Here is a 21,310-nt window from a genome sequence, read left to right as displayed (position 1 = left end):
CAGGAGTCGTATGGGAATGGCTTCAATACCACTTTTTAGGTTGGAAATCATCTTTTTTGTCAAAGGGATGTCTCCTGAAAATTATTTTTATCCCTCTTACTATTCGTAACATTCTTTTTTCAAAATGCTATAAAACCTTCTCCTGGTATGGCATAAACCCAGTTCAACGTTAGCGAAGCTTTGGATAATTAGTTGTAGTTGCCAGCAATAAGGAACTTTTTCAGCCAGAATTAATTGCAACTAGATTTATACTTGAGCCAGAATTAACTGCAACTGAGCCAGCAATAAATTTTTTGAGCCAGAATTAACTGCTTTAACTTTTAACTTTTGACTTCTGACTTGCGCGTAGCGCTATATTAGGCCCCTTTTTACGGTATTATAGAAAGAATGACCACAATTATTTACTCGAAATTATTAAGATATGACAGTATCTGCCCCTACTCGTACCGTTCGGATCGGTTCCCGCAAAAGTCAACTCGCTTTAGTTCAAACTTATTGGGTACAAGAAGAACTCCAGAAAAATTTCCCAAATATTACATTTGAAGTCCACACCATGTCTACTCAGGGGGACAAAATTCTGGATGTGGCCTTAGCAAAAATTGGGGACAAAGGACTTTTTACCAAGGAACTAGAGTTGGGAATGCTGCAAAACGAAACTGACTTAGCAGTTCATTCTCTCAAAGACTTACCTACAAATCTTCCAGAAGGTCTAGTTTTAGGTTGTGTTACCGAACGGGAAAACCCAGCAGATGCTCTAGTCGTCCATGAAAAGTTTAAAGATAAACAACTTGAAGCTTTGCCAGAAGGTGCTGTTATTGGTACATCTTCCTTGAGACGTTTGGCACAACTCCGCCACCATTACCCCCATTTTGAATTTAAGGATGTTCGTGGTAATCTCAATACTAGATTAGCAAAATTAGATGCTGGAGAGTATGATGCCCTAATTTTAGCTTTTGCTGGTTTGCATAGATTGGGTATGGGCGATCGCATTCATCAGGTTATACCGCCAGAAGTTTCTCTTCATGCAGTTGGGCAAGGTGCTTTAGGAATAGAATGTCGTGACGGAGATCATGATATTCTTGATATATTGAAGAGTCTGGAACATACTTCCACGGCTCAAAGATGTTATGCCGAACGTGCTTTTTTGAGAGAGTTGGAAGGTGGGTGTCAAGTTCCGATTGGTGTCAATACTAAAATAGAAGAGGAACAACTGACTTTAACTGGCATTGTTGCTAGTTTAGATGGTCAGAAATTAGTTAAGGATATTGTTACTGGTGCTGCCTCTGATGCAGAACAAATAGGTATTGAATTAGCTCAAAAATTGAGAAAACAAGGTGCCCAAGAAATCTTAGATAAAATTTTGGCAGAAATTGACCGTAGTTAGTTTTGATATACTCCCGACGTTGCGCTTACGCGACAACGCGGGATTCTTCAGTCTTAAATGTTTTGTTGATGACGTGATCATGTAGCCCAACAAAAGTTATCTGGCCACAGTATAACATAGTTTTACGGCACTGGTCAAATTTACTAACTAAATACAGACATATCATAGTTATTAAAAACTATATATAGCGTACTTGCGTAAGTTCTGATATATGAACCGTGGCAGCATAATATATTTAAAATTTGTCATGGCGGGTTTTATATCATGTCCATTGGTATTGTTTGTGTAAACCCAAGAGTGAATATCTACAGGAAATTTAGGTTTTTTTCTTGCTCAATAGTCTTCCTCCCTCTTTTCTCTTCCCTCTTCCTTCTTCCTTAGCTTCGCTATACAATACTGATGCTACCGGACATGATATTAAATATAAATAGCTAGGTATAACAATTTTTGCCCAACCTTGAAACCCGCCCCGACACTTTTTCATATTTGTAGAATTACTCGTGCCAAGTTGAAATAAATCAAAACACCGAGAACATCTACAGCAGTAGTAATAAACGGTGCTGACATTAAGGCGGGGTCTAACCCAAATGAACGAAACAGGAATGGCAAAGACGAACCAGCAACAGAAGCCAAAATTGAGATTGCCAGCAAACTTACACCCACTGTCACTGACACTTCTAAATTACCATTGACAATAAACAGGAAAGCCCAAACTGTTGCTAACAAACCGAGAACACTCCCAAGTATTGCGCCAGCAGCAGCTTCACGCAGAATCACTTTAAATGGCCCTATTTTCCAAATTTCATCGGTATTCATACCTCTAATCACAACAGTGGAAGATTGCGCTCCCACATTCCCTCCAGTACCAGTCAACAATGGAATAAATGCTGCTAAGGCAACTACTTTTTTCAGAATATCTTCTTGTGCTGTAATAATTCCACCTGTCACACTATTTGTCAGCAGTAACACAAATAACCAGACCACTCTTCTGCGAGCAGCAGTAAATAGATTTACCTGGAAATAGTTATCACCTTCAGACTGTACGCCACCTAGAGCATAAATATCTTCGGTAGTTTCCTGTTCCAAAATATCGAGAACATCATCAATGGTAATGATACCCACGAGTCGTTGTTCGCTATCTACTACTGGTATTGCCAAAAAGTCGTAACGCTGAATAATACGAGCAACTTCTTCTTGGTCAGTACCAGTTTGCACACAGACAAAATCACGGCTCATAATTTCGCTGATGGTTTGGTTGAGTTGAGAAGTGACTAAATCTCGCAATGACAGAATACCTGTGAGATGACGGTTAGTGTCAGTCACATATAGAGAATAAACTGTTTCAGTAACGTGAGCTAATGAGCGAATACGTTCTAAACTTTGAGAAACTGTATATTCTTCTTTGAGGGAGATGTATTCCGGAGTCATTATCCGTCCTGCTGTTCCAGAGTTGTAACCCAGAAGCTGCGCTGTAGCTTGGCGTTCGGCAGGGCTAAGTTGACCTAATAAACGTCTGACAACGGTTGCGGGCAATTCTTCAAATAGTTTAGCACGGTCATCAGGTGACATTTGATCAACGATATCTATAACTTCTTGGCGTTTGAACTTTTCGCACAGAGACTGTTGTACGCTGGAGTCTAGTTGTTCATAAACTTCGATTGCTTCACGTTTAGAAAGCAAGCGAAATGCGATGACTTGCATTGTTTCTGGTAAACCTTCGATCGCTTCGGCAATATCAGCTGGTTGTACAGGAACTAACATCGCTTTAGCTCCAGATAAGTTATCTTGTTCTAACAGAGCTTGAAGTTGTGATCGAACTAACTCCCGTAATTCTTGACGAGAAATAGTAGCTATGGAAGGGGATGAATAGTTATTATCTTCAGTCAAAGCTAACCCTCCTAATATATAGATTGCTGAATCTAGTTTAGAGGCTAAATGAACTTTTTGCTCGTTACCAGGTAATCATATTATGTCCGGTAGCATCAGTATTGTATAGCAAAGGTAAGGAAGAAGGAAGAAGGAAGAGGCAGGATGGCTTAATTTCTTCTTCCTGTTTTTTTATAGAACCCATTTGGTATCTATGCACGCGGTATGTGCTTTTAGCTACTGGAGTTAGGAAGACCGAGTCAGAAGTTAGGAGATTCAGTTAGAGAAGAGGGGAAAAAGGTAGAAAAATGGGTAGTCCTGGTCGCGTAATGGTATACAAGAACAAGGAATGCCTGGCATGGGGGCAAGATGCTCCCACTGTTCTGGTAACAAAAATAATGACAATGCACGACCCATGAAAATGCACAACTACCGAAAAATTCTCCCATCTCCCCTACTCCCCTACTCCCTATCTTTAACTATAACTATATAAATAGATAGCGATTAAATGGGTTCTATAACCCACTACATTTATCAGCAGCAGAAATAGTCACGCCTATAAATGGAGATGTTGCTCCTGCTAATTTGGTTAAAATATCTGTAATTTGACTAATGGAAAGTTTAACGCGAATATATTCATTGACTGTTTTTTCCCACTCTGAATCATTGGCGGGTAAAATCATGCTGTATGAAATACAGGTAAGTGGTCGATTTGGTTCTATTGAATATTGAGTTTCCTTTAATCCTTTCCGGAAAGCTTCTCCTACTAATAAAATACCATCACTAGCAAAAGCATCAATAGTACCTGCAACAGCATCTTTCACAGCAGTTTCTCTTCCCGACGCTCGTTGATAAACCTTTTGGTCTGCTAGTTGGTATCGACTATTCAATGAATTCTTTTGTCAGAGAATCATTGAGAACTCCAATTAAAATTCCTTCCATAAATCCATCAGGATTAACTGTTAGTCTTCTGTCTGGCTTCATCATTAAATATTTACCAGTGGTGAAGAAACGTTTGGAATAAATGACTCCTGTTGGTGGATTTTTTCTAATAGTATTAGGACCACATTCTACATTCTAGATGAACTCGCTTATTAGCTACGCTGCGGTGACGACCTTTTTCTGATTCTTCATCAAGAAGAGTTTCTAATTTTTCTATACTAATATTTATGTTTAATTTTTCTTCTAAATTTTTTTTAAACCCATTCATTAATTCTATGTAAATTCCTTCCCAGTTACTACTATAAACATAACCAAAAGGAGCCGCATCTTTTCTCATTCCGACTTTCAGTACACCAGTTTGTTTAATTTCTTGTAATACTTCTTGCGACTGAGCAACCCCAGGATTAATTAAAGAAAATATAATACTAAATATGATAATAATTAGTTTGTTATTCATATTTTACCTCACATTAAAATCATTAATATCTTTCTCGATCTAAATATTGTACAGTTTGATCACAGATTATGAGATATTCAATAATTATACAAGGAAAGTAATAAATGTCAAGTTATTTATAAATAATCACGAAGGTGGAAGAATAAACAAGTAATATCAAGTTTAATTGCTATTAATCAACAATTAATATTATTATCAATAGATCGAAAAAATCACAATGGATAAATAACAGTTATTTATCAGCTATAAAATTAATAATTATAATTGAAAACTTTAACAATCGCTCATCTATATATGCCAGAAATTAGCAGTTGGTAGTCCATGGCTTAGTTTCTCAATAAAAAACTAGATAATAAGAATTTTGAACATCAGGTTTCAGACATTTTTTGAATAGTTATTGTTTGAAAAAAATCAGTACCAATACTCAGATAATAGGCTAGTTTATGTTCCTCGTAAAGGTTAATATTATGTAAATAGATAATCAGAAAAATAATATCTCTCACCTCAGAGATATTTTCTTACTCAAGACTTCAAATAATTTCCGATTGATGAGATTTTATCTTGCCGAATAATATCAAATCCGGTTGAATACTTATTATATAGTTGGCAGAGATAAAGAGTGTGGGGAGGTGGGGAGGTGGGGAGGTTGAAGTATGGATAGAACTATAAATATATACTGTATAACCGGATTCTATATAATGAAGGTTTAAAGTCGGTTTTTTAAAGAAGAAAAAAATACTAAATACTTGGTGATCGCCTGACAACAGAGGAGTCTGGTGCTGGTGTTGTCTTTCAGTTAAATCTTGGTATTCAGGGAGTACCAGAATTTATGTCTAATATCAAATCCGCTCGGGTTCGGTCTAAAAAAATGTTTCATAACAGCGCCATTGCCAAATCTTTTTTTATCTTCACATCTCTCCACACTATGAATCTAATTACACCAATGCTACCGGATTTGATATAAGGTGCAGAAGGTGCAGGTTGAAAGATGAGTTTGGGGCAAGCAGTCCCCACACTCTTACATCAGTCATATTTTAATAACCGGAGTCTTGCGGTAAATTCGGTTGTTGTGATGCTTGCACTGCTAACTTATCACATCGCTCATTTTCTATATTGCCAGAGTGACCGCGCACCCAAAAAAATTCCACTTGATGTTGGTTACATAAATCTAATAATTTTTCCCATAGATCGGGATTCATTGCTTTATCTTTTTTATTCCGTTTCCAATCATTAGCTCGCCAGCGTTTTGCCCAACCTTTAGTAATGGCATCAACTATATATTTAGAGTCAGTATAAAGAGTAACATCACAGGCAGATTCTAGGGTTTGAAGTCCTAGTATTGCTGCCATTAATTCCATGCGGTTATTAGTAGTTAACTTATAACCACCAGATAGTTCTTGGCGCTGTTTATCAGTAATAATAACTATACCATACCCACCAGGACCAGGATTGCCACTACAAGCACCATCAGTATAGATAGTAACTTCTGGGATTTTTTCTGTCATTTTGATTCCTTTTTACCAAGTAATTTCTTATAGATAATCATAGAGTGGAATGGTAGTCATGCACAGTAATAAGTAATATAAGTGTGACTAAAATACAAGTACAGGAAATGTCTCTTTGACAAAGCGGTCGTTAGCGCAGCTTCCCGTAGGGTGGGATGGCTAGGAAACCTGCGCCATATCCAATCGACCAAGAGAGCGGTGCGACCCCGCGACGACACCAGTAGTACCTGGTAGCGCACCAAGAGAAAAAGATAATTTATGACCTAAAAATTGGTATTGAAGCAATTCATTCTGACTCGGTCCTCCTGACTTCCCCTCCTGGGTCCCCTCCTGGGAGGGGTTAGGGGTGGGTTGACTCCTAAAAAATACCCTAGCTATTTGTAGCAAACATTTATCAATTTGCTATAATAGGTTTAAATTTTACTGGAAAAATTTGAATAATTTCCCACCAACTTTTTTTAATTTTGTGAAAAAGTTGCCAAGGTTATTGAATATTGAAAATGATTGGGTTGAATGGAAAGGAAAATATAAAAAAATCTGGTGAAATTGATTTGGCTAAATCTTTAGGTGAAAATTTTCAGTTTGATTCCTGGTTCTTACCTGGATTCATTAACTTGAGAAACTCAGTCTAATTTATTAGATTCTTTATTATTATTAATCCTATTCCAGGTATTTTAAATACTATTATGTAACTTATCATTATAGGTATTATCAGAATAGTTTTTAACATATTTATTATATTAAGGTTTTCGGTCATTTTAGTTTGTCTATTTTCTAAAGCTTCTAGGGATTTGTTGCATGAATAGGTGATAGAATAGAGTTCAGTTCAGTTCCCCTATGGCCATCTTTAAGCCCAGCAGTCAATTCAGTTATCAGTTAGCCTCTTTATAGAGGAGCTACGGTATCAGTTAGCTTCCTCCGGAAGAACTGCAGACTTCAGTTATCAGTGACTATCCCGTGAAATCAGTAGCTTTAAATCAGGAATATTTTAATTTTCATCCCCTTAAAAAGAGAGAATTGTTAATTATTTTTCTTGATCATTAACTCTACTAAAACTTAATGAGAGTAACTTATATCATGTCCGTTCAATTAGTGATAAAAAACTTCCTTCTTCTTATTCTTCTCTCGTGACTCCTAATTCCTAACTCTTGATTCCTCCGTCGTTATTGATAAGTATTCAACTGGACATGATATAACTCCTGACTCTTCCCTGATTATTGATAAGTATTCAATCGGACATGATATTACTAAAAATTTACATCCACATGGGAAAAGGATTTAATTGTTCTTCCGTTAAAGACTCTTTCAAATATCCCATTTTTACAGGAACATCATACAATCTTCCTAACCCTAATCGCTTCCACATATGACGCATCCCTGGAACAATTACCTTAACTACCCTCAACCCAATATCACTACGAGTCTGGTCTAATACTAACAGTTCCATGTCATTTTTCTCAACAATTTGCTGACACAATTTAACATCTTTTAATAGATCGTCACTAGCTAATTGAAAATAATCGTTACTTTTTTTCGACATAATTTGATTATTAGGAACTAGATAAGGTTGATTGATTAAAGTTGCAGTTTGCCACCATTTAAGTGCTAATATATCAGCAGAAGGGGGATAATTAGTTGTTCCATCATCCCTAAAAGATAGTACATTAGGTAATATTTGATTCGCCTCAGTTAACGCCCGACTAATAGCTATTTCTGGGTCAAAATGCGCCCCATATCCTAATACAATATCTTCTACTTCTCTATCATTTCTATAACTAATAGCAGCAAAACAAGGAATATTCAAATCGCTCGTAATATCTAACACCCATAAATCCCGATTCAGACTTTGATAATATTGTTTTAACTGCTGAAAATAAGGTTGTTTAAAACTGTCTAAATCTACTTGAGGTTTGGACAAACGATTGTACCACCATAAAGCCACACAATCCCGTTCTACTAACTCCATAAACCCTTGTAAAATTGCTTCCTCTATCGTATTTCCCGCCGCACAACCATTAGAATCAGCCCAACAATCTAAGAAATCAGAAGAATCAGATTCAGGATATCCATAGTAACAGTAAGAAGTAGGTAAATATTTAAACTCTTGAGCAGTTAAAGACCATACAGGAGTCCAATCAATTACTCTAGTTTCATCAAAGGGTTCTGGTACTTTTTGAAACCACCCTTTACACTCAAAATTCCACTCTTTTCGATTTTGGTATTGTTCCTCACTAAAAATCATGCACTGATTTGGATGAATAGCTTTTTCTACCAACTTTTCATAACTCCCTTGCTCCCTAATTTCATCTCCTTGAAATACCCCAGAATAACGTTCTATCGCCTCACAAAAGCCACTTGCTCTTGCTTGAATATCAGTTCTTCCTTTCCCCGAACTTTTTCCTCCCATATTTTTACGCAAGCCATCTAAATCGTCAAAAACATTACGAAAATGATGTCTAGCAACATAAGTATGAAGTAATCCTTGAGTGGAAATTTTAGCTAATTCTCGCACCACACCCGTGATGGGACTAATATGATATTGATACTTTCTCAAAGTTTCTTCAGGAGAACAAAAACGATGTCCTCCATCGGCAGTGAAGCTTTTTTTTCGATGCCCTAAAACTACAGGTAAAGGTTGTTTATTAAAGACTTTTCCGCAACTAAAACATTGAGGGCGTTTAACTAAAATGTGGTTTTGAGTTTGTAGAGTTAGATGGTCATAAGTAATCAGATTTCCTGCTAATCTAGGATTGCCTTTTTGGATAATCCATTTAAAAATTTCTGTTGCAGCTATGGTTAAAGTTGTTTGGATTGTTGCCTGAGAAAAACCCAGGGGGGAAGTTAAAAGTTTTGCTTCCTCTTTCTTTCTATTAATGAACTCTTCAATCGGTCGATTATCTCGCCAACGCTGTGCAAAACAATCCCAACATCCTGTTTGATCGGGTTGAAATAAAGGTCCGATCCAAGCAATAGTTCCTAATGGTTTGATTAACATCCAAGGAGTTTGAGAAGCTAAAGTCTGTTTGTTAAATTCATCTAAGTTAGGATGGAGATAATCGTCAGTCAAAATAATCGTTAAATCTCCTGAATCAGCCACTTGAATCTGAAAAGATTTTAACAGGGGAATAAAATCTTTATCTGTTACTGAACCTAATGTTTTGACAGTAACTTTAGTCGATTGTAATTGATTATAAGCTTGAGACTGAGAAATCTGAAGATGATGACAAAAAATAGCTAAATTAGACGGTAACAATTCATTATTTTCTAATAGATACCCTTGTTTGTTTAATTGAAACAGAGCTTGTTGAATTTTAATACTGAGATTCAGAATATCTTGGAAAAAATTAGGATTTTCTGGTGTTAATTCTTGGTCTTGTAGAATTTCTAATTGCAGAATATCAATAATTTCATCAACATTACGTTTACCATCAATTAACTGAACTAAACGATAATAAAGTGGGTCTTGTAAACAGACAGATTCTCTTTCAGATATGAAAAATACCGTATCTGGTTCGAGAGTTTCAATTAAGTAAGCAGGATTAAAACTAGGTTGATTGAGCATATTTTTCAAATTTTCTTGCCAAAATAATTTGATTCTACAAAGGGAATGATGGAGGGTTGATTGAATAATTTTTGATTAATTACTCAAGAATGGGAGGACGATATACAAGTTCATGAATGTTTAGTTCATATAGAAATTATTGGGGATAAACTATGGATACATCGGGGTGGTTTGGAAGATGGTATTGCTAAGGATATAATAAATGGTCGATCTATAACACTGATTTAATAGAGGGTTAGATATATTCGTGCAACAAAGCTATTTCATAAATTTCTTGTTAAATAATATAGTAGAGAAAATCCCCCGAAAAATATTACAGGAATTGCTATCATCACAATTATTAAACCTAAAGGTACTCCAGAAGATATGATATAGACGACAATTGCAGTATAAGGAATTAATAAACCTATTCCGGCAAGAGTTAATTTTTTTGGAGTCCATTTAATATCTTTTTTTAGAGGCTTTTCGAGCATTTTTGCATCTTTACCTTTTAAGATTTTTCTTGCCATAAACTACTCCTTATATTAAAAATGACGATACTGTTCAATGTAATTTAGTTTGATTTTAACTATTCTACAAAACTGAAGCAAGTTAATTTTTATTCCCAGTTAAACTGCGTTTCTAAATATTCCTCTAACCTCTGATTATGAGGTTGAAAATATTCATTCAACCTCTGGCGCATCTCATTACTTATTGGTGAATAAGAACCAGGGTTTAACTTTCTATATTCTGACAGTTGATGTTCTGGCAACCCTAAAAATTCAAAAACTTGTTTCATTGTTTCTACAGGTTTCTCATAAAGGTCTTCTCCTTTTAAAATCAGTAGTTGTTCTCTGGGAAATATTGCTAACCATTTATTGATAAATTCTATATAAATACCACGCCCTATATAGTTACCTGGTTGCTGCCAATAATTTTTGCCTCCCTCTGGTTTTTCGGGATTTTTTCTGAGTATTTCTAACTCGGAATTTATCGCTGTTTCAAAGGAGCGGTCTTCCCAATTTAGTCTAATCCAATGATGGTATTGAGAGAAGGCTCTATCTATAGGATTTCTCAATATTACTAATAGTTTGACTTCTGGAAATACATTGTATATTCGCTCGGCAGCTTGATGATTTTCTAGATAGTTAGGGGTTGCTTCTCCGGTGATAAAATTTTCTGATTTAGGAATTGGAGGAAAGTGGGCAAAATACCAATTAATTCCTTTGTTGAAGTCTCGATACCAAAAATGAGTTTCTTTTTTTATTGCTGGTATAACATGGGGGTTTTGAGCAATATAATTTTCTAGTGAAGTTGTACCACTTTTTTGAGCGCCAATAATGATAAAGTTAGGACCTCTAGCATTTTGTAAATTCCAATGTTGTTTAACAAAGGAAGGATGAAGTTGACGGGTTTTGTTGTAGGAGGCAGTTTGATAATTTTTGATTGCTGCATCTAAGTTTCCTATTGCTGTGAGAATTTCTCCGAGGTTAATGTAAGACCAAATACTGTCTTGGTTTTCTTGAGTAATTTTTTGAAATAATTCTAATACTTGTTGGAGCTTTCCTTGTTTAATTATAAAATTTAATAAGTTTGAATAGAAGAAAAACCAGGGATATTCAGGTTTGAGTTGAATGGCTTTTATATAAGTTGTTATGGCTTTGTCGAATCTCTGAAGTTTGAAGAATATGTTGCCTAGTTGATAGTGAGAACGGAAATTTTTGGGATTTTTGTTGACGGTATTTTGGCAGTTAGTAAGTTCCTGGTCTAGTTGATTTTTTTTCTTTTCTAGTTGAGTCAGTTTACTAGTAATTTCTGGATGATTTTGCTGGACTTGCAAACCGAGGTTATAAATTATTATTGCTGCATTAAATAAATTTTTCTGTCCTAGTAAGTTTCCTAATTTTAAGTAAAATTCTGGTGCTTCTGGCTGAATTGATAATTCTTTAATGGGGCTAGATTTTTGTTCGTGGGGATTTTGAATAATCTGGGAATAATAGTGAATAGTTTCTGGTAAATTTGATTGAGATTGTTGTTCGAGGGCATATCCTAATTTTTCATGGATATTTGATAAATCTTGATTAATTTTAAAGGCATAAAGAAAAGCTACTACTGCTTCATTCCACCTTTGTAACTTGATTAATGTTTCTCCTAAACTGTAGTAAGACCAGAGAAAATCTGGATTTAATTGAATAGCTTGATGGTAAGCAAGGATGGCTGGCTCTAATTCCTCTTTTTCTTGAAAAATATTTGCTAATTTATGATGAAGCACCCAAATTTCAGGCTGTAATTCTATGGCTTTTTGATAAGCAGTAATTGCTGCATCTAATTTTTTTTGATTGACTAAAGCATCTCCAAGACAATGATAAGTAACAGTAGCTTCAGGGTTTAGTTGAACTGCTTGTTCATAAGAGGAAATTGCTTTTTCCCACTGCTGAATATTGGCGAAAGCTTTGCCTAAGCTGTGATGAGACCAGGAAAATTTGGGATTAAGTTGAATAGCTTTTTGGTAGTTTAATATAGCTTCTTGCCAATTTGATTCGCCACTATAAATTTCTCCCAAATTATGATGTGCTTGGGATAGATTTGGATTTAATTTAAGTGCTTGTTTGTAACAGGCGATCGCTTCTTTCTTTCGCTGGTATTTTAATAGAGTTTTTGCCAATTTAAAATATTCTAAATCTGTTACCCATTCTGGTTTTAAATTCAGTGCTTTATACCAACAAGAGGCAGCTAATTCTGGCTTATCTATTTGATGCCATATTTGTGCTAAGGCACTATAAGCACTGGCAAAATTTGGTTGTAGTTTAGTGGCTATTTCGTAGCAAGTAACAGCTTTATGCCACTGCTGTTGTTTTACATAAATTTTACCTAAATTTGCATGAAGTTCAGCTAGGTTTGGTTGTTTTTCGATAGCTTTTTTATACCAATCAATAGCTGAGTCTAAGGCATCTATTTTTTCCATGATTTTCCCTATTGTATTACTAGCAGGTGCAAAATCTGGAACTAATTCTAAAGCTTTTAAGCAAGTCTCATAAGCTTTTTCAAAATTTCCTTGAGTTAGATAATGTTCTGCTTCTTCGTTAAATTTTAATGCTGCTGCCTCTGGGTTTTCCATTAACTTAATATTACCGAAAAATCGTGGTCTAAAGCCTCCCCTTTTAATACAATTTCTCAAAAAAATTTATACAATTTATTGAGTAGGAGAGTAGGTAGGGACGTTGCATGCAACTTCCGTACAGATAGAAGTAAACATAAGAATAATTAACATTAACTGGGCTGCTAATTAGCAAAAAATGATCGAGTTAGTGTTAATAACTTAATAACTGAAGTGTCACCTAAGTATAGCATTACTTTTAATAATTGCTATAAGGGGATAAAAAAAGATAATTCCGTATTTTCTTGCCTCCTTATTGCAGAGGTACTGATAATTGAGGGTGCATCTCATATTTGCAAAAATACTTTTTTCCTATGTATTCTCTGTTGTTTGTTGCCTGTTGCCTAAAAGCGATAAATTTTTGGCTTTATTCAAAATTGAAATGCACCCATAACTGATAACTGAAATGACCCATACTCATTTCATTAATGATTATATCATTAGCATTATTAGTCTTCTTCCTGAGAGCGCAACGAGTTAAATAATTGTTGCAAGCTTCATTAAGTCTAATAGTTTCTGCAAATTAACAAAAATATCTTTATGGGATGGTTGACAAGAAAAGTCTTTATCAAATTCATCACCTAATAAGTAGTAATATTCCAAGCCACATACATTGCTAACTATCCAATAGTATTTAACTATATATTCAGGAGCAAAAAATTCTATAACTTTAGTGCCAGAACTACAAAATACAAGGTTAGTTAATCCTGCACCATGAGGTGCTACTACAACTTTAACACTAGCCAATAATGTTGCCTGCTCTGCAACAGACATTGATTCTAAAGTAATACTTTCAAAACCAAATTTATCTAAAAAACTGATTACTTCTTCCTCATTAACTACTCGTCGTCGTGATGATTCTTTCCGACTAATATATATCCTTTCTGTTTGATAATATCTTGTTTTTTTAGCTTCCTCTGACAAAAATGAATTTCTTAAAAAATCACATCCCCACTTAGGGATTCTCAGATATTTTCCATCGGAATAAGAGAAAGAAGGAACTAATAATCTTTCAGCTTGTATATAGGGATAAATTTCGCTTTCTATAATTTTGTCTTGGGATATACCCAAAGATTCTATAGTTTCTCTTTGAAATTTTTTCTGGCATTGATTAACTACGAATTTATCTATTTTCAAGCTACTAAGAAGTAGTAAATGAATTCGAGTTACTATATCAAACATCCAATGAAAATAATTATTTTTACCCCATTTTATTGATAATAAAGCAACTGTTCCTTCTATATTATAGATAGATGGTAGTTCTGACGAATAGATAATTAATTCAGCATTTCTTGTAGAAACTTCTGATACTAGCTTATTTTCAGAGGTTATTACTGCGGTAACTCCCGTGTTAATATAACCTTTTCCTCCAGGTACTACTGTGACAAATGCTGATTGTGAATATACTTTTCTACTTCTAAAAATGTGATGAGTTTGTTTTTCAATTGTTTGAGAAGCTAGCATATTTACTTCAGTAGCTGAAAATATTTCTATCTTACTTATCTTCTGCTCATATTTAGCTTCTAAATCAAGTGCTTTATGAGTGCATTCTTTTGTTAACTCATGCTTACCTAAGCTTTGCCATATTTTAGCTAAATTTCGATAAAATCCGGCAAAATGTGGTTGAATACTAATAGCTTTATCATAATATTTTATCGCTTTTTCCCATTGCTGTTGCCTAGCAAAGATACTACCCATATTTGCATGAGCTTCTGCTAAATTTGGATTATATTTAATCGCTTTTCTGTAAAAATTTTTAGCTAATTCCAACTTCCCCATTCTTTGCAATATATTGCCCTGAGTTTTATAAACTTCCCCACAGTTTGGCAAAATTTCTAAAGCTTGGGAACAAGTATCATAAGCTCGATCTAACTTTCCTTGAGATAAATATATTTCAGCTTTTTGCTTTAAATGAAATACGGATATTTTTTGATTATTTACATCCAACATATTTTCAGTAACTCCTAAAAACAAATAGTTAATGACTAACAACAAACCAGCAATTATCTTTTGATTTTGAGTTGAATATCTCGCCTCCTATAGAATATTTACAATTACTTGGGGTGTGAGTTCTCATCCACTTTTGACTTTTTCCAAGCTATAGTTAATGACTAACGACAAACCAGCAATTATCTTTTGATTTTGAGTTGAATATCTCGCCTCCTATAGAATATTTACAATTACTTGGGGTGTGAGTTCTCATCCATTTTTGACTTTTTCAGTCCTTCAGTCCTTACTTGTTCAATATTTACATCCGACATATTTTTAATAACTCCTAAAAACAAATAGTTAATGACTAACGACAAACCAGCAATTATCTTTTGATTTTGAGTTGAATATCCCGCCTCCTATAGAATATTTACAATTACTTGGGGTGTGAGTTCTCATCCACTTTTGACTTTTTCAGTCCTTCAGTCCTTACTTGTTCAATATTTACATCCGACATATTTTTAATAACTCCTAAAAACAAATAGTTAATGACTAACGACAAACCAACAATTATCTTTTTGTTTTGAGTTGAATATCCCGCCTCCTATAGAATATTTACAATTACTTGGGGTGTGAGTTCCCATCCACAGTATTTTGGTATTACAAGTAGTGGCGAGAATCAAAGATAAATGGGTTCTATAGAAAATATACTTCCTGTTTTCTCTTCTGAAAAGCTTTATCTGTAAGCTTTTTAAGGTTTAATAATTGGTTAAAAAAACTTTTTAATAAGTTAAGCTTATAAAATATTGTCAAATCTATTTGAAATTTAAACTAAATTTTCCAAAAAAAGTTCAAATGAGTTATTTAGGAGGAAAAATGAGCGTAAAAAGGGTGCGATCGTGCTTTCATAGGCCATTTATTATAAGTATTGATATATAAGAGATATAGGGTGGTTGCTTGTCAAGAAATTTTCGTGTATTTTTGAGATAAGTAATTCGCTCTGCGTAGGTGCTTATTAAGATGAAAAAGAGAATTAGTGAGTGGAAGTGCGATCGCGCTAGGGTAACGTAGTTTTATCATGTAGCGGAACGGAGTTCTATCGCTTAGTGGGACTTACACAAAATAAAGCCAGAAAATAGGCTCAAATATAGATGGGAAGAGGCTTTTACGTCAAAAAGGTATAAATCCGTATGGAAGCACGGGTTCTAGCCATTTTTAAGGCATCGACGTAATTCCCTTATCTAGACTGACTTTGAAGCATTTTTCCTACCAAAAAATGTCTAAGTACCATTAGGGGAACGTAGTTTTATCAACTTTGAAATATTTTTTTACGCAGGCAAAGATACCAAATAGGTTCTATAGGATATTTACCGAATAATTAATAATTAATAATTAAATAATTCTGGTTTAAAGCCTCCCCTTTTAAGGGGAAAAAAGCTATCGAGGGATGGCGAGGTCTCCTCGCCATATCCAATCGACCAAGAGAAGAAATAATATTTCCTTATTTTCAATCCTCTCGGTTTTAACAAGAGGTAATTATCAATTATCCATTATCAATTAATGAAAATTGGTTGGGGTGTGAGTCCTCATCCACTTTTTCCTTTTTCCAACTTCGGTCTTTCCTAATTCCTTCTTAAATAATTACCAATTAAACTTCATCCCTAAATATTTCTCTAATCTCTGATTGTGCGGTTGAAAATATTCAGATAATCTTTGACGTAGCAAATCAGAAATTGGTGCATAAGAGCCTGAATTTAACTTTTTATATTTTGGTAATTGATGTTGTGGCAAACCTAAAAAACCAAACACTTGCTTCATGGTATTATCTGGTGCTTGATAAAGGTCTTCTCCTCTCAAAATTAAAAACTGTGCCCTAGGAAATACTTCCATCCATTTCTGTATAAATTCTATATAAACACCCCTCCCTATATAATTTCCTGGTAGTTGCCAATATTTTTGATCTCCTTGAGGTTGTTTGGGAGTACTTTCAAGTATTTCTAATTCCATATTAATCGCCACTTCAAAAGAGCGTTCTTCCCAGTTTAATCTCCGCCAATGATGATATTGAGAGATGGTTCTATCTACAGGATTTCTGAAAATTACCAACAGTTTAATATTAGGCAGTAAATTATAGATTCTTTTTGCAACTTTATAACTGACTAAATAGTTGGGAGTAGCTTCTCCAGTGATAAAATTTTGTGACTTAGGAATAGGGGGGAAATGAGCCAGATACCAATCTATTCCTCGATTAAATTGACCAGACCAAAAATGTGTTTCTTTTTTAATGGCTGGTAGTACCTGTGGGTGTTGGTTAATATAATTTGCTAAAGAAGTTGTACCACTTTTTTGAGAACCAATAATAATAAAATTTGGACTCGGTTTATTGTCAAAATCCCAATGGTTTTCTACAAAGGCAGGGTTTAATTTTTGTGTTTTGTTGTAACAGGCTGTTTGATAGCTAGTAATTGCGTCTTTAATGTTTCCTCTTTTTGTAAAAATTTCTCCTAAATTCAAATGACATGAAATACTATTAGGATACATTTTAGTGGCGTGTTGATATAAATCCAATACTTCCTCCAGCCGATTTTCTAGCAGATGTTTCCATAAAACTGAATTATGAGAAAAGCAAGAATTTTCTGGTTTACGTTTAACAGCTTCTAAGTAAGTTGTAATCGCTGACTCTGTTTGGGAATTGTGCAAGAAAGAATTGGCTAGGTGATAGTAAGCTCCAAAAAAGTTAGGCTTGATGATAGTTGCTTGGCGATAAGCATCAATTGCTTCATCCCATCGCTGTTGTTTAGTATATATATGACCTAAACTATAGTAACCCCAAAAAAAATTATGCTTGATTTTTATGACTTTCTGGTAACAAGCGAGTGCTTCATCTAATTCACCTTTTTCTTGAAAAACATCTCCTAATTTTTTGTGGAATAAATGATTATCTGGTTTCAAGTCTATTGCCCGAATATAAGCAAATATGGCTAAATCATCTTGTTTTTTTTGTTGCAATACTTTCCCTAGTAAATAGTAACATCTCGGATTTTTTGGAGTTATTTTTATTCCCTGGTTTAAGACTACTAATGCTGACTCTAAATCTCCTTTTTGAGTCAGTATTTCTCCTAAATTTTGATATGCTGCTGATAAATTTGGGTTGATTTTAATAGCATGACGGTAACAGTCAATTGCTGCTTCTATTTTGCTTAACTCTGAAAGTTGATTTCCTAAATTTAAGTGTTCTGTCGCTGTGGCTGATTCTGGTTCTAGGATAAGTGCTTGATAGGTGTATTCTGTTGTTAAATCCTCCTTACCTAAGCCCTGCCATACTCTAGCAAAATTCCTATAAAAACCTGCTTTATCTGGCTTAATTTCAATAGCTTTTTGATAATATTTTATCCCTTGTTCCCATTGCTGTTGCCTAGCATTTATGCTGCCTATATTTGCATAAGCTTCCGCTAGATTTGGATTTACTTCAATTGCTTTGAGATAAGAATTTTTAGCTGATTCCAGCTTACCCGTTTTTTGCAGAACATTACCTAGAGTATTATGAATTTCTCCACAGTTGGGTAATATTTCTAGAGCTTTTAAACAAGCTCCATAAGCTGCATCTAAATTTCCTTGAGATAAATATATTTCTGCTTGTTGTTTTAAATTAATTGTCGCTATTTCTTGATTTTTTGTAGAAGACATACTTTTCCTGAATCCTGATTTAATATTACCAATTAAATTTTCTTCCCAGATATTCTTCTAATCTCTGATTATGAGGTTGAAAATATTCATTTAACCTCTGACGGAAAGGTTTACTAATTGGTTGATAATAGCCTGAATTTAATTTTTTATATTTTGGCAGTTGATATTCTGGCAAACCCAAAAAATCAAAAACTTGCTTCATGGTAGTAGTAGGTTTTTCATAAAGGTCTTCTCCTTTCAAAATTAGAAATTGTTCTCTGGGGAATATTTCCATCCATTTCTGGATAAATTCTATATAAACACTTCTACCTATATAATTTCCTAGTTGTTGCTGCCAGTAGTTTCGATTTCCCTGGGGTTGATCTGGACTTTTTAAAAGCATTTCCAATTCAGAATTTATAGCTTCTTCAAAAGACCGTTTTTCTCTCTTTATTCTCACCCAATGATAGTATTGAGAAACAGCTCTATCTACAGGATTTCTGAAAATCACCAATAATCTTATATTAGGAAATTCACTATATATTCGTTTGGCAGATTGATAATATTCTAAATAGTTAGGAGTAGCTTCACCAGTAATAAAATTTTGTGACTTAGGAATGGGAGGAAAATGTGCTAAATACCAATTAATTCCTTTATCAAAATCTCGATACCAAAAATGAGTTTCTTTCTTAATAGCTGATATTACTTGAGGATGTTGAGCAATATAATTTTCTAAAGAAGTTGTGCCACTCTTTTGAGCGCCAATAATAATAAAGTGAGGTCTCCTAATATTTTGGGAATTCCAGTTTTGTTCAACAAAAGTTGGATGAGATTGGCAAATTTTATGATAACAAGCAGTTTTATAGCAGGTAATTGCTGCATCTATATTTCCCATTTCTGTAAAAATTTCTCCTAAGTTTAGATAACACAAAATACTCTTTGGATTAAGTTGAGTGGCGTTTTGATATAACTTAAATACAGGCTGAAGTTGCCGTTGACTTACCAGAAATTTCCATAATGTTGAGTAATTGGTAAACCAAGGATGTTCTGGCTTTAATCTAATAGCTTTCAGGTACGCGTCTACAGCTTTATCATTTTGAAGTTTGTGTTGAAAAGCATTGCCTAAGTAGAAGTAAAGTCGATGAAATTTAGGGTTAATAATAGTTGCTTGATGGTAAACATCAATTGCTTCATCCCATCGTTGTTGTTTAGTATATATATTACCTAAACTGTAGTAAGACCAAAAAAAATCAGAGTTGATTTCTAGGGATTTTTGGTAACAGGCGATCGCTTGCTCTAGCTCACCTTTTTCTTGAAAGACATCTCCTAATTTTTTGTGGAATAAATGATTTTCTGGTTTGAGTTTTATGGCACTACTATAGGCGGAGTGGGCTGAATCATATTCTTTTTTTTCTTGAAAAACTGTCCCTAATAAGTAGTAAAGTCTAGGATTTTTAGAAGTTAATTTTATGCCTTGGTTTAAAGTTATTAAGGCATCTTCTAACTCGCCCTTTTGACTCATAATTTCTCCTAAATGTTGATATGCTGCGGATAAATTGGGGTTGATTTTAATAGCATGACGGTAACAGTTAATTGCTGCCTCTATTTTATCTAACTCTAAAAGTTTATTTCCTAAATTTAGATGTTCTGTGGCTGTCAATGATTCTGGTTCTAGAATAACTGCTTGATAATTACATTCTGTGACTAATTTTTCTTGACCAATTCTATGCCAGACTTTAGCTAAATTTCGATAAACTCCTGCTAAATTTGGTTGAATTTTGAGGGCTTTTTCGTAAGCTGAAATTGCTGGTTCCCATTGCTGTTGTTTGGCATACATACTACCCAGGTTTGCATGAGCTTCAGCAAAATTAGGTAGTATTTGAATAGCCTTATTGTAGTAATTTTTGGCTGCTTCTATGTCGCCTTGTGCTTGAAAAATATCTCCCATAGTTTTACAAGCTGGTGCAAATTCTGGTTGGCTATTTAATGCTTTAACACAAGCTGCATAAGCCTCATTTAACTTTCCTTCGGCCAAATGAGATGCTGCTATTTGATTAAAATTAATTGTTAGTTTTTTTGTCTTTTCATTATTAGACATACAGCAGTTTTCCAGTTGATAAGGTACAAAGTTTTATGCTTTAGGGAATAGGGAATAGGGAATAGGCAACAGGCAACAGGCAACAGGGAATGAATAAAAATTATAGATTAGTCTCAAACTGTACCTCACACTTCCTAAAATTTGCTGTATTTCAATAAGTTATATCAGGTCTCATTAAATTAGACATAATAAAAATACTTTTCTTGATTGTTTTGAGAATGTCTGAAATTTCCCACCATTCCCTACCGCTTACTCCCTACTCCCTTTTCAATAATACCAATTACCATGTATTAATGCTTCACTTAGATACCACTTCAATTATTAAATAATTAACGTGAACCAAATCACTTTTTTAATTATTAGCACGCTGGTTAGCATTAATTAGGGCTTGCTGATTAACTATCAAAGCATTGACATATAAAAGTTTCAGCTTTCTTAGGTTGAAAAAAGTGCCAGCTTTTCGGCCAAGAAAGCTCAAAAAGTTAGCATTTTGTGCAGACAAGGACAGAAAAATTAAGGGACAATTCTTCCAACTACATCCTCTGTAATTCCCATTTCTCCTGACTCGCTCCTCCTGACTCCTGACTCCTGCCCTCACCCATAAGACTTTTTCAGCAAACCCTAATTATTATTATATTTATAGTTATTTAACTTAAGAGTGAGACATTAAGCTACACAATAATCACGGATTATTTCATCTAAAGATTTATGGGTAGGAGCATACATTATGGCTCTTTTTAATGCACTGAAATCATGTTCTTAATC

Annotated in this window: 15 protein-coding genes and 1 pseudogene; 2 read left to right on the top strand and 14 right to left on the bottom strand. The window is 34.4% G+C overall.

The genetic code is table 11. The annotated features are described in order from the left end of the window. The first annotated feature begins 421 nt into the window (after positions 1 to 421). Positions 422 to 1,384 (top strand): hydroxymethylbilane synthase, encoded by a 963-nt coding sequence (gene hemC, locus F6K18_RS33540; protein ID WP_287527354.1) that lies wholly within the window; start codon positions 422 to 424, stop codon positions 1,382 to 1,384. Positions 1,385 to 1,700: 316 nt separating this feature from the next. On the opposite strand, the gene F6K18_RS33535 is transcribed toward hemC, so the two are convergent. The 7 genes from F6K18_RS33535 to F6K18_RS33505 all read right to left on the bottom strand — a co-directional run bounded on the left by F6K18_RS33535 (position 1,701) and on the right by F6K18_RS33505 (position 9,716). Beyond that, positions 1,701 to 1,868 carry a hypothetical protein gene (locus F6K18_RS33535; protein ID WP_161564953.1) on the bottom strand — a complete coding sequence of 56 codons (168 nt, stop codon included), beginning with the start codon at positions 1,866 to 1,868 and terminating at the stop codon, positions 1,701 to 1,703. Further along, complete coding sequence (gene mgtE, locus F6K18_RS33530; protein WP_287527353.1) at positions 1,865 to 3,271, bottom strand: magnesium transporter; 1,407 nt, start codon at positions 3,269 to 3,271, stop codon at positions 1,865 to 1,867. The genes F6K18_RS33535 and mgtE overlap by 4 nt, the downstream gene beginning before the upstream one ends. 494 nt (positions 3,272 to 3,765) lie before the next feature. Beyond that, positions 3,766 to 4,140: a hypothetical protein gene (locus F6K18_RS33525; protein ID WP_287527351.1), complete on the bottom strand. Its 375-nt coding sequence runs from the start codon at positions 4,138 to 4,140 to the stop codon at positions 3,766 to 3,768. A 167-nt stretch (positions 4,141 to 4,307) separates the two neighbouring features. Then, on the bottom strand, positions 4,308 to 4,649 hold the full coding sequence (locus F6K18_RS33520; RefSeq protein ID WP_287527350.1) for a hypothetical protein: 342 nt from the start codon (positions 4,647 to 4,649) through the stop codon (positions 4,308 to 4,310). Positions 4,650 to 5,683: 1,034 nt separating this feature from the next. Further along, positions 5,684 to 6,154: a ribonuclease HI gene (gene rnhA / locus F6K18_RS33515; RefSeq protein ID WP_192901167.1), complete on the bottom strand. Its 471-nt coding sequence runs from the start codon at positions 6,152 to 6,154 to the stop codon at positions 5,684 to 5,686. A 159-nt stretch (positions 6,155 to 6,313) separates the two neighbouring features. Further along, on the bottom strand, positions 6,314 to 6,541 hold the full coding sequence (locus F6K18_RS33510; protein ID WP_287527349.1) for a hypothetical protein: 228 nt from the start codon (positions 6,539 to 6,541) through the stop codon (positions 6,314 to 6,316). 868 nt (positions 6,542 to 7,409) lie between these two features. Then, the gene (locus F6K18_RS33505; RefSeq protein ID WP_287527347.1) at positions 7,410 to 9,716 is read right to left on the bottom strand and encodes a TOMM precursor leader peptide-binding protein; all 2,307 of its coding nucleotides are present in this window, start codon (positions 9,714 to 9,716) and stop codon (positions 7,410 to 7,412) included. Between the two features lie 78 nt (positions 9,717 to 9,794). Here F6K18_RS33505 and F6K18_RS33500 point away from each other — a divergent pair, with 78 nt between their 5' ends. Further along, a complete protein-coding gene (locus F6K18_RS33500; protein WP_287527356.1) occupies positions 9,795 to 9,944 on the top strand; it encodes an element excision factor XisI family protein in 150 nt (49 codons plus the stop codon). Positions 9,945 to 9,979: 35 nt separating this feature from the next. Here F6K18_RS33500 and F6K18_RS33495 read toward each other — a convergent pair whose 3' ends face one another. The 7 genes and pseudogenes from F6K18_RS33495 to F6K18_RS33465 all read right to left on the bottom strand — a co-directional run. Further along, entirely contained in the window at positions 9,980 to 10,225 is a 246-nt protein-coding gene (locus F6K18_RS33495) for a hypothetical protein (protein ID WP_287527345.1), read from the bottom strand. A gap of 89 nt (positions 10,226 to 10,314) precedes the next feature. Then, positions 10,315 to 12,813 (bottom strand): tetratricopeptide repeat-containing sulfotransferase family protein, encoded by a 2,499-nt coding sequence (locus tag F6K18_RS33490; protein ID WP_287527344.1) that lies wholly within the window; start codon positions 12,811 to 12,813, stop codon positions 10,315 to 10,317. Positions 12,814 to 13,329: 516 nt separating this feature from the next. Further along, on the bottom strand, positions 13,330 to 14,802 hold the full coding sequence (locus F6K18_RS33485) for a glycosyltransferase 61 family protein (RefSeq protein WP_287527343.1): 1,473 nt from the start codon (positions 14,800 to 14,802) through the stop codon (positions 13,330 to 13,332). Between the two features lie 1,620 nt (positions 14,803 to 16,422). Next, a complete protein-coding gene (locus F6K18_RS33480; protein WP_287527341.1) occupies positions 16,423 to 18,468 on the bottom strand; it encodes a tetratricopeptide repeat protein in 2,046 nt (681 codons plus the stop codon). A 25-nt stretch (positions 18,469 to 18,493) separates the two neighbouring features. Continuing rightward, positions 18,494 to 20,545, bottom strand: a complete 2,052-nt coding sequence (locus F6K18_RS33475; protein WP_287527340.1) for a tetratricopeptide repeat-containing sulfotransferase family protein — start codon at positions 20,543 to 20,545, stop codon at positions 18,494 to 18,496. 352 nt (positions 20,546 to 20,897) lie between these two features. After that, entirely contained in the window at positions 20,898 to 21,143 is a 246-nt protein-coding gene (locus F6K18_RS33470; protein WP_287527339.1) for a hypothetical protein, read from the bottom strand. A 68-nt stretch (positions 21,144 to 21,211) separates the two neighbouring features. Next, positions 21,212 to 21,304: pseudogene (locus F6K18_RS33465) on the bottom strand (IS630 family transposase); the annotation flags it as partial. Positions 21,305 to 21,310 lie beyond the last annotated feature (6 nt).

It is taken from the genome of Okeania sp. SIO2C2 (assembly GCF_010692625.1).
Taxonomy (GTDB): Bacteria; Cyanobacteriota; Cyanobacteriia; order Cyanobacteriales; family Microcoleaceae; genus Okeania; species Okeania hirsuta.
This window is presented reverse-complemented; position numbering and strand designations above follow the sequence as displayed.